This window comes from Janthinobacterium lividum (assembly GCF_011601275.1).
Lineage (GTDB): Bacteria > Pseudomonadota > Gammaproteobacteria > Burkholderiales > Burkholderiaceae_D > Janthinobacterium > Janthinobacterium lividum_E.
On the sequence record NZ_JAAOLY010000013.1, the window covers coordinates 206,514 to 221,409 of the forward strand.

A 14,896-nucleotide genomic window follows, 5' to 3' on the forward strand; every position below is an offset into this window, starting at 1 on the left:
CTTTTTTCACTACTCCGGACCACGCCCATGACCTCACCCCGTCTTCGCCGTTCCCTCGGCTCCCTGCTGATCGCAGCGGCCTGCGCCTCGCTTGCCCATGCCGCCGATACCAAGGCCACCACCGCAGTTGTCGCCACGCAAACGCAAGCCAAACACGCCATCACGCATGAAGACGTGTGGCTGATGAAACGGGTGGGCGCGCCCGTCGCCAGCCCCGATGGAAAGTGGGCCGTGTTTTCCGTGGTCGACAGCGCCTACGATAGCAAGGAGCAATGGTCGGACCTGTGGATCAAGTCCCTTGGCGACGACAGCCCCGCGCGGCGCCTGACGTATTCCAAAAGCAGCGAAAGCGCCGTGGCCTGGTCGCCGGACAGCCGCCAGGTGGTTTTCGTTGCCAAGCGCGACGGCGATGAAGCGGGCCAGATTTACCGCCTCGACGTGGCCAACGGTGGCGAAGCGCAACGGCTGACCACGCTCACCATGGGCACGCGCATGCCGAAATGGAGCCCGGACGGCAAGCAGTTGCTGTTCATCAGCGATATCTATCCGGGCAACAAGACGGAAGCCGACGTCAAGCAAAGCGCGAAAGAACGCAAGGAGCGCAAAGTCAGCGCCCGCTCCTATGAATCGACGGCGCCCCGCTATTTCGACAAGTGGCTGACCGACAAGCAGGTGCGCCTGTTCGTCGTTGATGCGCAAGCGGACGCCAAGCCGCGTGACATCCTGTCGGGCACGCAACTGGCCGCCTTGCCGGGCTTTGGCGGCGGCCAGGGCGACGAGGGACAATCCTTGGACGCCGTCTGGACGCCGGACGGCAAGGCCGTCGTCTTCAACGCGGCCACCAACCACGATGCGGCCCAGCGCGAAGCCGTCGTTTCGCAACTGTATTTGCTGCCTGTGGCGGGCGGCGAAGCACAGCGTTTGACGCAAGACAAGCACAGCTATGGCAGCCTGAAATTCGCGGCCGACGGCAAGACCCTGTTCGCCCTGAGCGACGCGGAAACGCCAGGCAAGGTGTATGACGTGAAGCGCCTGGCCAGTTTCGCCTGGCCGATGAGCAATCCGGCACCGACGATATTGACGGCCAAGCTGGACCGCTCGATTTCCCGCTTCGTGCTGCCCGAAGGCGGCAAGCGCGTTATCTTCAGCTATGAACATGCGGGACTGGAAAAACTGTACTCGATCGACGCCAAAGGCGGCGACGTGCGCGAAGAGCCATCCTTGCCAACGGGCACCATCAATTCGCTGAGCAGCGGCGGCAAGGCCCTGGTCGGCGTGTGGGAGTCGTCCATCAACCCGCCGGAAATCTACGCGTTCAACGGCAAGCAGCCGAAGCGCCTGACGGCCTTCAACACGGACAAGGCCGATAAAATCGACTGGCAGGCGCCCGAGCATTTCTGGTTCACGACGGCCGACGGCCGCCAGATCCACAACATGCTCGTCAAGCCGGCCAACTTCGATCCGAACAAGAAATACCCGCTGTTTACCGTCATCCATGGCGGCGCGGCCAGCATGTGGCGCGACCAGTTCGTGCTGCGCTGGAACTATCATTTGCTGGCCAAGCCAGGCTATGTCGTGCTGCTGACCGACTACAAGGGTTCCACCGGCTATGGCGAGGAATTCTCGCGCTCGATCCAGTTCGACCCCTTGAAGGGTCCGGGCGATGAAGTCAACCAGGGCGTTGATGAAGCCATCAAGAAATACCCATTTATCGACGGCACGAAACTGGCCGCCGGCGGCGCCAGCTATGGCGGCCACCTGGCCAACTGGCTGCAAGCGACGACCACGCGCTACAAGGCCATCGTCTCGCACGCGGGTGAAATGGACTTGATCATGCAATGGGGCACCAGCGATGGCGGCTTCGGCCGGGAAACGAATGCAGGCGGCCCCGTCTGGTCGAACTTGCCCGTGTGGCGCGACCAAAGCCCCATCATGCAAGCGGGCAACCACGAAAAAGGCACGGGCTTCACGACACCGATCCTGATCACCGTGGGCGAGCTCGACTACCGCGTGCCGGCCAACAATGCGCTGATGAACTTTGCCGTGCAACAACGCCTGAACGTGCCGGCGAAACTGCTCGTGTTCCCGGACGAAAACCACTGGATTTTGAAGGGCGAGAACAGCCGCTTCTTCTATAGCGAAGTAGAGGGCTGGCTGACCAAGTACTTGAAATAATCGCGCTGTAAGCTTCTTGAAAAGCCAGGCTCCGCGCATGCGGGCCTGGCTTTTTTCATGCCGCTTGCGAGACGCTCACGGCCGCCTTCTGGCGCTGGATCGCCAGCACCAGCAGTGCGGCAACGAGGCAGGCGGCGCCGGCCGCGAACAGGGCCGGGTTGTAGGTCAGCATCAGGGTGCGGATGCGGCCCGCGCCATAGGCCGCCACGGCGGCGCCCAGCTGGTGGCCGGCAAATATCCAGCCGAACACCATGCCCGCCCGCTCCCGGCCGAACGTGGCTCCCACCAGTTTCACGGTCGGCGGCACGGTGGCGATCCAGTCGAGGCCGTAGAACATGGCGAACAATGACAGGCCGTACAAGGTGAATTCCGAATACGGCAGCCAGAACAGCGACAAGCCACGCAAGCCGTAATACCAGAACAACAATTTGCGGTTGTCATAGCGGTCCGACAGCCAGCCGGACAAGATCGTGCCGAACAGATCGAACGCTCCCATCATGGCCAGCACGGACGCGGCCGGCACGGCGGACAAGCCCGAGTCGCCGCACAGGGAAATGAAATGCGTCTGTATCAAGCCATTGGTGCTGAGACCGCAGATGAAAAAGGTGCCGAAGAGTATCCAGAAGGTGCGATTGGAAGCCACGCTGCGCAGGATCACGAACGGCGTGGCAAACGTCATTTTTGCGGCCACTGGCGCCCCCAAAGGCGTGGCCGGATCGGCGCCGTAGGGACGCAAGGCGATATCCTGCGGGCGGTTGCGCATGCACAGGAAGGCCAGCACGGCGACGATGGCGCAGGCGGCGAACACGGGCATGACGGCCGTACGCCAGCCGTAGTGCTCGATCAGCCAGGCACCCACGGGCAGGAACAGCAGCTGGCCCGTGGCCGAGCTGGCCGTCAGCACGCCCACCACCAGGCCCCGGTGCGTCTCGAACCAGCGGTTCGCCACCACGGCGCTCAAGACCAGCGCCGTCATGCCCGAGCCGAGACCCAGCAGAATGCCCCACAAGGCCACCAGGTGCCAGAACTGCGTCATGCGCGTGGCCAGCAGCATGCCGGCAGCGATCAGGCCCAGGGCCACGCAGATGACATTGCGCAAGCCGAAGCGCTCCATCAGGATGGCGGCAAACGGCCCCATCAGGCCAAACAGCACGAAGCGCACGGCCAGGGCCGAAGAAATCTGCTCGGCATCCCAGCCGAACTCGCGGCTCAAGGGCTGCATCAGCGCACCCGGCAAGCCCAGCGCGGCGGACGAGGTCAAGGCCGTGAGGAAAGTGATGGCGACGATGACCCAGGCAAAGTGCACGCCGCGCCGCTCCAGCCATTGCGAAAAGGGATAGGAAAGCATGCAGTCCTCATGAGAAAAGTGAATGCCGATCGGCAGCAGCCGACGGGATTTTTCTCATGTTATATTATGATCGTAATTTATACAATCAAAAAGAAACTGGAACCACACTGCCGCGTGCAGCTCCAGTCCTGGCTTTAATGCATTACAGAGTGCGCTTATTTCACCTTCAAGCCATTCTTCACATCCGTCACGCCTTCCACGCCACGGGCCAGGTCGGCGGCTTTCTGCACTTGCGCCTGGGATGGCACGAAGCCGCTGAGCATGACGACGCCGTTCACCGTTTCCACATGCACGTCGAGCGCTTTCAAGTCGTTGTCCTTGACGAGGTCAGCCTTGATTTTCGTCGTGATGACGGAGTCCGCCACGGCCGTCTTGGTGCTGCCGGCCGCGTTGCGCGTCACGCAGGCGGCCTTGGCCGTCGCATCCATGGCGTCGCAGTTTTCCTTCGTCGTGGCGGGTGGGTTTTGCGCCACGTTGGTGCCATCCCTGGCGCCCGTGTTGGCGTCGGCCAGCGCCGCAGTTTTCGCCCCCTTGGCATCGTTCATGCACGTGGTTTTCTCGGCGCCCGTGCGGTCGCCGCACTTGGCCTTGGCCAGGTCATACTCGGCGTTGGCGACGTCCTTGCGGGCCTTGCCCAGTTCGCGCGGCGTGTTGCGGTATTGCGCCACGGCATCCGAGTCTGCCTTGGCGCGCGCCACCTTGGCTTCTTCCACGCAGACTTTTTTCGCGTTGCCGCTCTGGGCGTCACAGGCGGCCTTGGCCTGCTTGTAGTCGGCCGTTGCCTTGTCCGTCAAACTCTTGTACGAGGCATCCTGCGCATACGCTGGCGTGGCGGCAAGCAGGGCGCTGGCACTGGCGGCCAGCATGAGTGCGATCATTTTGTTCATGATGGTTCCTCTCTGGTTAGTTGATGCCCAGATTAGACCCCTGCCGGAAGCAAAGCTCCGTGCGACAGCACACGCTGACACTCCATTCACATAAAAATCAGCGTTTATTTGTCGCCGCTCAAGCCCTTTCGCCACAATACTTGCGCCTGTTCAAATATTGAAGCGGACCCATCAAATACACCCGCGCCATCGGCCAGCACCAGCCAGCCTTGCGTGGCGTGCGAACCGCCCGCAACCTCGCCACCGGCGCGCACGCCGCGCATCCAGGCCAGCACATCCTGGTACTGCCCCGGGTGGCGGCCATGCATCCAGGCCAGGGCCACCAAGTCCGCATAGCCCTCTTCGCGGCGCGTCTCGCGCAACTCCTGCGCCAGCGGTGTCAACTTGCCCATCTGCATGCTGCGCGGCTCGACAAAGCCGCGTGGCAAGGCATGCCAGTCGCCCTGCGCATAGCGCTGGCAGTGGCCGATCTCATGCGCCGTCATTGCTTCCATCATCAGGCCGTGGCGCGTGGCTGGCACGCCCTGCAAGACACTGTCCGCCTGCACGTTGCCGCGCAAGGACAGCACCAGCTTGCAACGCCCTGCTTCGTAGCCCAGCGCCAGCGGCACGGCGCCGGGCGCATCCTGCGGCTGCACGATGATATCGATGGGCAAGCCTTGCACACGCGCAAACGCGATGACGGGTTGGCCCGCCTGCAGCCAGCGGGTTTCCAGATCGGTGAGCTGGGCGGCAGCCACGGCAGGCAAGGCAAGGGACACGCACAACAGCGAGAATAGTTTCAACATGGGATCAACAGGAAAAATGGGGATTTACCACTGCAGAGTAAGCGGTGAAAATATTTCCACAAGGAAAAACTGGCAACTATTCATAAATAAAGACGAAAAAAAACCGGCGCAGTGCGCCGGCTTTCCAGGCTGACAATAGTCAAACTCAGGCTTATTTCTTCGCCGCCTTGTCCAGCGCACGCGCCGTGACGAATTCCGGACGGATATCGTTGGGCACGGCCTTCATCTTGTCGAGCGCCACTTGCACTTCGGGGCGGATCACCACGTACTTGCTCATCAGGTCTTTCGCGCGCGCATAGTCGCCCGTCGCCTCGATGGTCAAGAACTCACGGTCCAGGTCGATCACGGCCTGCTTGATCTTGCCGAAGTCGACGCCGAACTTACCGTCGCCCAGCGACACAAAACCGCCCTTGTCGAGGATGTAATTCATCTGGATGGCCATGCCGCGCGCGTGCGAATCCGTCAAACCGAAATGCAGGGTGCGAAAGCCCGAGGCAAGGAAAGTGTTGTACAGCTTGCGCTCGGCCGCCTCGCCCTGGCCCAGGGTGTCGTTCAGTTGCCCCTTGTCCATCATGTAGCGCAGCGCAAACAGGCCCGTGATATCGGCCTTGGCTTCCTCGATGGTCGAATAGGCTTCCTTCAAGTCCTGGCGCGGCGTTGATGGCTTGCCGTCGACGGTGGTGGCGTGCGGACCCAGGCCATGCATGATTTCATGCGCGAGGATGTGCGTGAAGAAGGAATTGAAATCGACGTCCTGCTGCGCTTCGGGCGTGAGCACCAGTTTCGAGATCGGCGTCAGGGTGGCCTTGAACTTGGCTTCCTGCACGTTTTTCAGCATGACGCGCTTGGAGCCGCGCGCGCTGATGATGCGCTCGTCGTTCGGCAAATTGTAGGCGGCCGTCTGCACGGCCATGTTGCCATCGCCCGCGCCATACACCTGGTTGACCACCACCATCGGCGCCAGCGCGCCCACTTTCGGGTTGCGGTACTGGGCGTCGAGCGGCAGGTTGTCTTCCAGCTCCTGCATGTGCTTGGCGAAGAAGTTCAGCTTCTGCGTTTCCGCCTGGTCGCGGATGTTCACGTAGGCTTCGAACGCGGCCTTGTAGCCGAACAACTCATCGTTATACGTTTCGTACGGGCCGATGGTGATGTCGACGGGCGAATCGAGGTCCATCCAGGCGAAGTCGGACGGCAGGTAATCGTTGTCGAGGAAAGCCTTGGCGCGCAGGGTGAGGAATTTCTTCAGGGATGCATTGTCCGTGGCGGCGGCCGCCTCGTCGAGCAACCTGGCCAGCTGCTTCAGTTCCACCTTGTATTCGTCCGAATACTTGACGGTCTGGTACTTGCCATCCTTGCCATCCTTGCCAGCGCGAATCGTCGTGAAGAACCATTGCGCCTGCTGCTTGTCCTCTGGCGACAAACCATTCATCCACGTTTCCAGGCTGGCCTTGGTGGCGCCCTGCGGATAGAAATTGCCCGCTTCCGGCTTGTGCGCGGGAATGGCGATGCCGGCATAGCTGGCCGGCATGAACGAGGCATGCGCGTCGAGCACCGACCATGGTCCCTTGTTGATCCAGAAATAGTTCAGGCGGGCCTGGCCCAGCTTTGATGTGTCCTTCTTCAATGCCGCCCACAACGCTTCATTGCCAGACCAGCGCTGGCGCAACTGCAGCACGTCGACCAGCTTGGCCGCCTCCACCAGCTTGGCGATGGCCTGGCGGTCGCCCGCGGACAGGTGCGTGACGTCGGCAGTCAGCGCGACGGGTGCATAGCGGGCGCTCATGGCCGCCAGTTGTTGCGCGGTGGCCGGGGCTGCCGGCGTTGCGGCGCAGGCGCTGCCGACGGCGGTCGCCATCAGCAGGGGGAACAGGATACGTTTCATGGGGACCTCAGCAAACAATGTAAGGTCCCGATTGTAAACGAGCGCCGCTTAAAACTCTTCCCATGCGTCATCGGCGGGCACCTTGGTGGCCAGCTTTTTCGGTGCCGGCTTCGCTGCTGCCTTGACGACCGGCCGGGCAGCAGTCACGGCGGCAGGACGCGCACGCGCCGGCTGCGGCGCCTGCAGCTGTACTTGCGAGTTGTCGAGCTTGAAGATGCTGACCACCTGCGACAGGCTGCCGGCCTGCGCTTCCAGCGACGCGGCCGCCGAGGCCGACTGTTCCACCAGCGCCGCATTCTGCTGCACCACCTGATCCATCAGGCCGACGGCCTGGTTGACCTGTTCGATGCCGGACGACTGCTCGCGCGTGGCCACGCTGATTTCGCCCATGATGTCGGTCACGCGCTTGACGCTGTCGACAATGTCTTGCATGGTCGTGCCCGCTTCATCGACCAGGCGCGCGCCCGTGTCGACGCGCTCGACCGAGTCGTCGATCAGCGACTTGATTTCCTTGGCGGCCTGGCTGGAACGCTGGGCCAGGCTGCGCACTTCGGTGGCGACGACGGCAAAGCCGCGGCCCTGCTCGCCGGCACGGGCCGCTTCCACAGCGGCATTGAGCGCCAGAATATTCGTCTGAAAAGCGATGCCGTCAATCACGCCGATAATGTCGACTATCTTTTTCGAGGACTCGTTGATGGCGGCCATGGTCTGCACCACCTGTGCCACGACGGCGCCGCCCTTGACGGCCACACCCGAGGCCGATACGGCCAGCTGATTCGCTTCGATCGCGTGCTCGGCGTTCTGCTTGACGGTGCCCGTCAATTGCTCCATCGACGTGGCGGTTTCCTCGATCGAGCCGGCCTGCTGTTCCGTGCGGTTCGACAGGTCCAGGTTGCCGGCCGCGATTTCGCGCGAGTTCGTGGCGATGGTCTGCGTGCCGGCGCGCACCTGGCTGACGATGGCCACCAGGCTGTCGCGCATGCCGCGCATGGCGTACAGCAAGCTGTTGCGGTCGTTCGGCTCGGTAGTGATGGTCACTGCCAGGTTACCAGCGGCAATTTCGCCGGCGATGGCGGCCGCGTAGTCGGGCTCGCCGCCGAGCTGGCGCAGCAAGCCGTGGCTGATGCGCCAGGCCGCGATGGTGCCGATCGCGATCGCGCCCAGGCACAGCAACACCATGAAGAAGAAAAAGCTGCGCGCCACCGTGCTTGCGCTGTCTGCCTGTTCGCGGCTCATCTTTTCTTCGAGGTCGATCAGCTGGTTGACGGACGCAAGCCAGCCCGTGAAGGCGGCGGCGCCCTGTTGCTGCAGCAAGGCGGTGGCGCCGGCCACATCGTCGGCCAGGCGCAATTGAATCACCTTGGCGATGATCGGCTGGGCCTTGGCTTCACTGGCCTTGATGGCAGCGAGGGCCGTGCGTTCCGCTTCGGTCACGCCCTTGCCGCTGCCGATGATCTGGTCGAGCGGCGCGGCGGCCTGCGCGTAATTGGCGGCCAGCGTTTCGATGCGCGCGATTTCCGGCTTGGCCGACGCCGCGTCGGCCGCCAGCACCACGTCGCGCAGGGCGATCGCGCGGTCATGCACGCTGCCACGGAAATTGATTGCATGGCGCTGCTTGACGTTGTTGACGTCGCTGATACTGGTAAGGATGGCATCGATCTTTTGCACGCGGTTGATGCCGAGTGCGGTAACGATGATCAGCAGCAACAGGACCAGGCCAAATCCCGTATAAAGTCGTGTGCTGATTTTGGTGCTTTGCATATCCGTCTCATCCATTCATTCATGAAAATATCCAAATTCCTCATCACCATGATGTTGACATTTGGAAATAAAAGTTAATTTATCATGAATGGAAGCAGCCTGCCTGAGGCCGGTCAAAGGCAGACTTTTTTAAGGCATGAAACCTACCACACGCGGTACACCTGCCCCGTCTGCGCCCCTTCCACGCTGCGGCTGTAGGCCAGCGCCACACGGCTGGCGGCGGCCGGCTCGAAGCCGTAGAAGAAGGGGCCATACGCTTCCAGCGATTCTTCCAGCACCGTGGGGCTGACGGCATTGATGCGCACGCCGCGCGCCAGTTCGATGGCGGCGCCCCGCACGAAACCTTCCACGGCCGCATTCGTCATGCTGGCGGCCGCACCGAAACGGATAGGCTGCTCGGACACGATGCCGCTGGTCAGCGTAATCGAACCGCCGTCGTTCAGGTATTCCTGCGCTACCAGCGCCACGTTGACCTGGCCCATCAGCTTGCTGTCCAGGCCCAGCTGGAATTGCTCTGGGGTGAATTCGGCCAGGGGGCCGAAATGCAGCTTGCCGGCCGTGACGACGACGGCGTCGACCTTGCCGATGCGCTGGAACAGGGCGCGTACTTGTTCAATGTCGCCCATGTCGGCCTGGTGCGCGCCCGTGCGGCTGCCCACTTCGATGATTTCATGGCGCTGCGCCAGTTGCGCGGTGACGGCCTTGCCGATGGTGCCGCTGGCGCCGATGATGACGATTTTCATGCTGTTTCCTTGTGTGGGTTGAACGATGGAGCCAGTATGCGCCGCTTCCCAAAAGGAATAAATGCGCTAGAATTAACAAGATTACCAACCCACAGTTTGGAATCAGGGTCGCATGGATAAATTGCGTAGCATGGAAATCTTTGTGTCCGTCGTCGACCAGGGCAGTTTCACGGCGGCAGCCGACACCTTCCGCATCTCGCCCGTGATGGTGGGCAAGCACATCAAGCAACTGGAAGAGCGGCTGGGCGCGCGCCTGCTGGCGCGCACGACGCGCCGGCAAAGCCTGACGGAAATCGGCCGGCAATACGTGGACCAGTGCCGGCAGATCCTGGCGCAGATCGCGGCGGCCGAAACGGGCGCGGAAGCGATGCGCGCCACGCCGCGCGGCAAGCTGAAAATCACGGCGCCCGTGTCCTTCGGCAGCGAATGCATCGCGCCGCTGATGGCCGACTATCTGACGGCGTATCCGGACGTGAGCCTGGAACTCAATTTGAATGACAGGATGGTGGACTTGGTGGAGGAAGGATTCGATGCGGCCATCCGCATCGGCAAGCTGGAAGATTCCGGCATGGTGGCACGGCCCTTGCGTCCTTATGCGATGGTCATCTGCGCCTCGCCCGCCTACCTGGCAAAGCACGGCACGCCGCGCACGCCGGACGACCTGGCGCGGCACGAATGCGTGGATTTCATGCAGTGGTCGCGCCACATGCGCTGGCGTCTGAGCGGCAAGGAAGCCCGCCACGATGGCGCTGCGGCCGAAAGCCGCTTCCGCTCGAACAATGGCCAGGCGCTGCGCATGGCGGCCCTGCACGGCTTCGGCATCGTCATGCAGGCGGAGATTTTGCTGGCCGACGATATCGCGGCGGGGAGGCTGGTGCCGCTGCTGGCCGACTACGTGCCGGCGCCGCGCCTGATGCATGCGCTGTATCCGCGCGACCGCCAGCCCACGCCGAAGCTGACGACCTTCATCGATTTTCTGCTGGAACGCTACGGGCCGGCGGCGACACCGCCACCGGCCACGCTCACGTAATCGTCGTACCTAGTTCGACTTGACGGCCGATGGCGCAGAAGCCAGCTTGGCCAGCTCGCCGTCCGGCTGCCAGCCGGCACCCAAGGAGCGGGCCACGGCCACGGTCGCCAGCAGACGCTGGGTCTTGATCTGCGCGGCGGCGCGGTCCGCTGCCAGCGAACTGCGCTGCGCATCGGTGACGTCCAGGTAGGTCGAGATGCCGCGCTCGTAGCGCGTGCGCGCCACCAGGTAGGCGCGCGCCGCCGCTTCCTGCGACAGCGCCTGCGCGTCGCCCTGCAACTGGCGCTGCTCCACGTCAGACAGCGCATCTTCCACTTCGCGCAAGGCCGTCAAGAGCTTCGTTTCATGGTTCGCCACGGCTTCCGCATAGCGCGCTTTGGACAGGTCAAGATTGGCCTGGTTGCGACCACCGTCGAAGATCGGCAGAGACAGGGCCAGCGGACCAAAGCTGAACTGGCGCGAACCGCCCTGCGCCAGGTCGCGCAGCTTTTCCGACGCGTAGCCGAAATTGCCCGTCAATTGCAGCGACGGATAAAACGCGCCTTCGGCCACGCCCACTTGCGCGTTGGCCGCGCGCAGGCCCGCCACGCTGGAAACGAGGTCCGGACGGTGCGCCAGCAGGCTGGCGGGCAAGCCGACGGGAATGGCAGGCGGCAGCGGCAAGACGGACGGATCGGCCGCCACCGGCAATTGCAGCGCCGACGGCGGCTTGCCCATCAGGGTGGCCAGGCTGTTTTCCAGCTGGTTGCGCTGGCGCTTGACTTCGTGCAGGTCGGCCTGCGCGTTCGACAGTTCCACTTTCGCGCGCGCCAGGTCCAGCTCATTCGTCAAGCCCGCATTGAAGCGCGCTTCGACCAGCTGCGCCGACTCGCGGCGCGTGTCCAGCGCGCCATTCAGGATGGCCATTTCCGCGTCCAGGCCGCGCAGCTGCCAGTAATTGCTGGCCACTTGCGACGACAGCATCAGCAGCACGCCGTCGCGGTCGGCCTGCGCCGCCAAGGCTTGCGAATCGGCCGCTTCGACCATGCGTTTTACACGGCCCAGCAAGTCGACTTCATACGACAGCGAGCCGCCGATCGAAAAATTATTGCCACTGATGGAGCGGTTGCCCAGGGCCAGGCCCTGCGACGTGTTGGCCGAGGTGCGCGAGTTCGAGACGCCCGTGCTGACGTTCACGCTCGGGCCCTGGTTGGCGCGCGCCGTGCCGCTTTGCGCCAGCGCCTGCAGCAAGCGTTCTCCCGCCGCCTTGACGCTCGGGTTGTCCTGCAGCGCGCTTTGCTCGAGGCGGTTCAGGGTGGCGTCGCCGTAGATGCTCCACCACTCTTTGGGCAGCTGTGCGGCATCCGCAGCGGTTGCGCCGTGGCGGAAGGTGTCGGCGCCGGCGACATTGCCCGGAGCGGTGAAATCCTGGCCCACGGTGCCGCAGGCGGACAGCGCCACGGCAAGGGAAGCGGCCAGCGCGATTTTCGTCAATACTGTTTGCATGATGTGTACCTTCTTGTTCTTGAGGTGCTGCTGCACGTGCGGGCTGTGCGCGGTCAATGACCGCCGCCACCGCCACCGGGAGCTTTGAGTTTGTCGGCCAGCCACAGGGGCACGATGCAGGCCAGCAGGATGGCGCCGATCAGGAAAAAGCCATCGTTGTAAGCCATCACATACGCTTCGCGGCGCACGATGCCGTCGATCGCCTGCAAGGCCTGGTTGCCTGCCGTGACGGCGTCATAGCCCTTGGCCATGAACGAGGACGTCAGCTGGTCGATGCGCAGCTGCGTGGCGCTGGAATACGCATTGATCGCTTCACCCAGGCGCTGCGAGTGGAAGTGCTCGCGGGTGCTCAGGGCCGTGGCCAGCAGGGCGATGCCGATCGAGCCGCCCAGGTTGCGCGTCATGTTGAACAGGCTCGATGCGGACGGCATGTCCTTCGGCGCAATGCCCTTCATGGCGAAGTTCGACAGGGTCAGCATGACAAAGGGCTGGCCCAGCGCGCGCACCACCTGCGACCACAGCAGCTGGTCGTAGCCGGTGGACGCGTCCATGTATGCATTCATCATGCACGAACCGCCAAACAGCAAGAGGCCGAACGAGCACAGGATGCGGTTGTCCACCACCGACGACAGCTTGGCGACAAACGGCATGATGAACAGCTGCGGCAAGCCTACCCACATGATGACTTCACCGATCTGCATCGGCGAGTAGCCGGCGATCTGGCCCAGGAACAGGGGCAGCAAAAAGGCCGAACCATACAGGCCCATGCCCGTCACCGCAGACAGCACGGTGGCGACGAGGAAATTGCGCTGGCCGTACAGCGCCAGGTTGACGAACGGTTCGGCGCGCGTGGCGCTGGTGACGACCCAGCCCAGGATACCCACCAGGGCCAGCGAGGCGAAGGCGATGATGAAACCGGAGTCGAACCAGTCCTTCGAGTTGCCCTCTTCCAGGAAGATGGTCAGGCAGCCGAGGCCCAGGGCCATGAAGAAGATGCCCAGCCAGTCGGCTTTCCAGAACATCTCGAGCTTCATCGGCTCCTTGTCCAGGCCATAGATCATGCCGGCGATCAGCAGTACGCCCGGCACCCAGTTGATGTAGAAAATCGAGGGCCAGCCATACAGCTCGCTCAGATACCCGCCCAGGGTCGGCCCCATGGCTGGCGCCAGGGTGGCCGTCAGGCCGAAAATCGCCATGCCGACGGCGCGCTTCGACGGCGGCAGCTTGAGCATCACCAGGGTGAACGCCATCGGGATCAGGGCGCCGCCAGTGAAACCCTGCAGCATGCGGAAGACGATCATGCTTTCCAGGTTCCAGGCCGTGCCGCACAGGGTGGAGAACAGCAGGAAGAAAGCGGTGGTGCCGATCATGTAGGTGCGCAGACCGAACACGCGCGCCAGCAGTGCGGTGAGGGGAATGACGATAATTTCCGCCACCAGGTAGGCCGTGGAAATCCACGAGCCCTCTTCCTGGGTGGCCGACAGCGAGCCAAGGATATCCTTGAGCGAGGAGTTGGTGATCTGGATGTCGAGCACCGCCATGAAGGCGCCCAGCATGCCGGCGGCGACCGCCAGCCAGGTGCGCCCGGAGACTTTTTCGTCGATCACGGGAAACGCTGGCGGCTTCGCCAGCGTGGTGGAGGGGCTGCTCATGGAAGCTTAGCGCGTGGTGGACTGGGCGGCGGGAGCGGCGGCGTGGCGCGGTGCCTCGGCCTTGTCCTGGGCCGCATTGGGCTGATTCACTTCCACTTCGGCGATCACCGACATGCCCGGCACCAGGCGGCCATTCATGGCCTTGATGTCTTCCGGCTGGAAGACGATTTTCACCGGCACGCGCTGGACGATCTTGGTGAAGTTGCCGGTGGCGTTATCGGCTGGCAGCAGCGCGAATTGCGCGCCCGAAGCCGGCGCGAAGCTGTCCACGGCACCCACCAGTTTCTTGCCCGGCATGGCGTCGATGGTCACGTGCACGCTCTGGCCGCGGTGCAGGTCGGCCAATTGGGTTTCCTTGAAGTTGGCGGTGACCCAGACGTTGTCTTGCACGATGGCCGTCAATTGCTGCCCAGGCTGCACGCGCATGCCCGTTTCCACGTTGCGCTTGCCGATGCGACCGGCGACCGGGGCCAGGATGCGGTTGTATTGCAGCTGCTGTTCCGCGTCCTTCAATTGCACGCGCAACACGGCCACTTGCGCCTTGGCGACGTCGCGCGCAGCTTGCGCCGCGCCGATCTGCGCCTTGGCGGCCGAAGCGCTGTCGCGGCGGGCAGCCAGGTCGGCCACGGCGCTCGAGCGGGCCGCATTGGCCGCGTCGAGTTCCGCTTTCGACACGGCTTTCATCTGGCTCGTGTACAGCTGGCCATAACGGTCCGCATCCTGTTTTGCACGCAGCAGCTGCGCGTCGGCTTGCGCCACTTGCGCCTGGGCGCCACTGGCTTGCGCCTGCACTTGCGCGATCTGCGCGTCCGCTTGCAGCACTTGCTGCTCGGCGCTGGCGATCTGCGCGGCGATCTGCTCGGTTTTCACGCGCTGGTCGAACGGGTCGAGTTCGGCGATCACGTCGCCCTCTTTCACCATTTGATTGTCGTCGATGAAGACCTTGGTGACGACACCGGAAATGCGTGCCGAAACGGGATGCACGTGGCCAGCCACATAGGCATTTTCCGTTTCCACGAAATAGTGGCTGCGGTACCACATGCGCGCGCCGGCGCCCAGGGCCACGAGGACGATCAGGCCGGCGATGATTTTCACACGGTTGTTAGGGGGGGCGGAGCTGGCGGAAGCGGCGGGCGCGGAAGGGG

The 14,896-nt window shown here is 63.3% G+C and carries 11 protein-coding genes; 2 read left to right on the forward strand and 9 right to left on the reverse strand.

The window, feature by feature from the left end:
* Nucleotides 1-27 precede the first annotated feature (27 nt).
* Complete coding sequence (locus GYK42_RS20190) at nucleotides 28-2,175, forward strand: alpha/beta hydrolase family protein (RefSeq protein WP_166448930.1); 2,148 nt, start codon at nucleotides 28-30, stop codon at nucleotides 2,173-2,175.
* 55 nt (nucleotides 2,176-2,230) lie between these two features.
* Here GYK42_RS20190 and GYK42_RS20195 read toward each other — a convergent pair whose 3' ends face one another.
* The 6 genes from GYK42_RS20195 to GYK42_RS20220 all read right to left on the reverse strand — a co-directional run bounded on the left by GYK42_RS20195 (nucleotide 2,231) and on the right by GYK42_RS20220 (nucleotide 9,584).
* A complete protein-coding gene (locus GYK42_RS20195; RefSeq protein WP_166448931.1) occupies nucleotides 2,231-3,523 on the reverse strand; it encodes an MFS transporter in 1,293 nt (430 codons plus the stop codon).
* A gap of 155 nt (nucleotides 3,524-3,678) precedes the next feature.
* Entirely contained in the window at nucleotides 3,679-4,410 is a 732-nt protein-coding gene (locus GYK42_RS20200; protein WP_166448932.1) for a BON domain-containing protein, read from the reverse strand.
* A 104-nt stretch (nucleotides 4,411-4,514) separates the two neighbouring features.
* Entirely contained in the window at nucleotides 4,515-5,198 is a 684-nt protein-coding gene (locus GYK42_RS20205) for a hypothetical protein (protein ID WP_166448933.1), read from the reverse strand.
* A gap of 151 nt (nucleotides 5,199-5,349) precedes the next feature.
* Entirely contained in the window at nucleotides 5,350-7,080 is a 1,731-nt protein-coding gene (locus GYK42_RS20210; RefSeq protein WP_166448934.1) for a dipeptidyl-peptidase 3 family protein, read from the reverse strand.
* Nucleotides 7,081-7,128: 48 nt separating this feature from the next.
* Nucleotides 7,129-8,841 carry a methyl-accepting chemotaxis protein gene (locus GYK42_RS20215; RefSeq protein ID WP_166448935.1) on the reverse strand — a complete coding sequence of 571 codons (1,713 nt, stop codon included), beginning with the start codon at nucleotides 8,839-8,841 and terminating at the stop codon, nucleotides 7,129-7,131.
* 143 nt (nucleotides 8,842-8,984) lie between these two features.
* Nucleotides 8,985-9,584 (reverse strand): short chain dehydrogenase, encoded by a 600-nt coding sequence (locus tag GYK42_RS20220; protein ID WP_166448936.1) that lies wholly within the window; start codon nucleotides 9,582-9,584, stop codon nucleotides 8,985-8,987.
* Between the two features lie 112 nt (nucleotides 9,585-9,696).
* Between GYK42_RS20220 and GYK42_RS20225 the strand changes: the two genes are divergently transcribed.
* On the forward strand, nucleotides 9,697-10,614 hold the full coding sequence (locus tag GYK42_RS20225; protein ID WP_166448937.1) for a LysR family transcriptional regulator: 918 nt from the start codon (nucleotides 9,697-9,699) through the stop codon (nucleotides 10,612-10,614).
* Nucleotides 10,615-10,623: 9 nt separating this feature from the next.
* Here the strand turns inward: GYK42_RS20225 and GYK42_RS20230 are convergent, their stop codons facing one another.
* The 3 genes from GYK42_RS20230 to GYK42_RS20240 all read right to left on the reverse strand — a co-directional run.
* Nucleotides 10,624-12,099, reverse strand: a complete 1,476-nt coding sequence (locus GYK42_RS20230; protein ID WP_205711472.1) for an efflux transporter outer membrane subunit — start codon at nucleotides 12,097-12,099, stop codon at nucleotides 10,624-10,626.
* Between the two features lie 53 nt (nucleotides 12,100-12,152).
* Nucleotides 12,153-13,751 (reverse strand): DHA2 family efflux MFS transporter permease subunit, encoded by a 1,599-nt coding sequence (locus GYK42_RS20235; protein WP_034747410.1) that lies wholly within the window; start codon nucleotides 13,749-13,751, stop codon nucleotides 12,153-12,155.
* Between the two features lie 6 nt (nucleotides 13,752-13,757).
* Nucleotides 13,758-14,896, reverse strand: a 1,139-nt coding sequence (locus GYK42_RS20240; protein WP_166448938.1) for an HlyD family secretion protein, incomplete at its 5' end; no start/stop codon positions are given.

Excerpts from the sequence above, each read along its gene's own strand:
- GYK42_RS20190 (WP_166448930.1), top strand. The coding sequence starts at position 28 with ATGACCTCACCCCGTCTTCGCCGTTCCCTCGGCTCCCTGCTGATCGCA.
- GYK42_RS20195 (WP_166448931.1), bottom strand. The coding sequence starts at position 3,523 with ATGCTTTCCTATCCCTTTTCGCAATGGCTGGAGCGGCGCGGCGTGCAC.
- GYK42_RS20200 (WP_166448932.1), bottom strand. The coding sequence starts at position 4,410 with ATGAACAAAATGATCGCACTCATGCTGGCCGCCAGTGCCAGCGCCCTG.
- GYK42_RS20205 (WP_166448933.1), bottom strand. The coding sequence starts at position 5,198 with ATGTTGAAACTATTCTCGCTGTTGTGCGTGTCCCTTGCCTTGCCTGCC.
- GYK42_RS20210 (WP_166448934.1), bottom strand. The coding sequence starts at position 7,080 with ATGAAACGTATCCTGTTCCCCCTGCTGATGGCGACCGCCGTCGGCAGC.
- GYK42_RS20215 (WP_166448935.1), bottom strand. The coding sequence starts at position 8,841 with ATGCAAAGCACCAAAATCAGCACACGACTTTATACGGGATTTGGCCTG.
- GYK42_RS20220 (WP_166448936.1), bottom strand. The coding sequence starts at position 9,584 with ATGAAAATCGTCATCATCGGCGCCAGCGGCACCATCGGCAAGGCCGTC.
- GYK42_RS20225 (WP_166448937.1), top strand. The coding sequence starts at position 9,697 with ATGGATAAATTGCGTAGCATGGAAATCTTTGTGTCCGTCGTCGACCAG.
- GYK42_RS20230 (WP_205711472.1), bottom strand. The coding sequence starts at position 12,099 with ATGCAAACAGTATTGACGAAAATCGCGCTGGCCGCTTCCCTTGCCGTG.
- GYK42_RS20235 (WP_034747410.1), bottom strand. The coding sequence starts at position 13,751 with ATGAGCAGCCCCTCCACCACGCTGGCGAAGCCGCCAGCGTTTCCCGTG.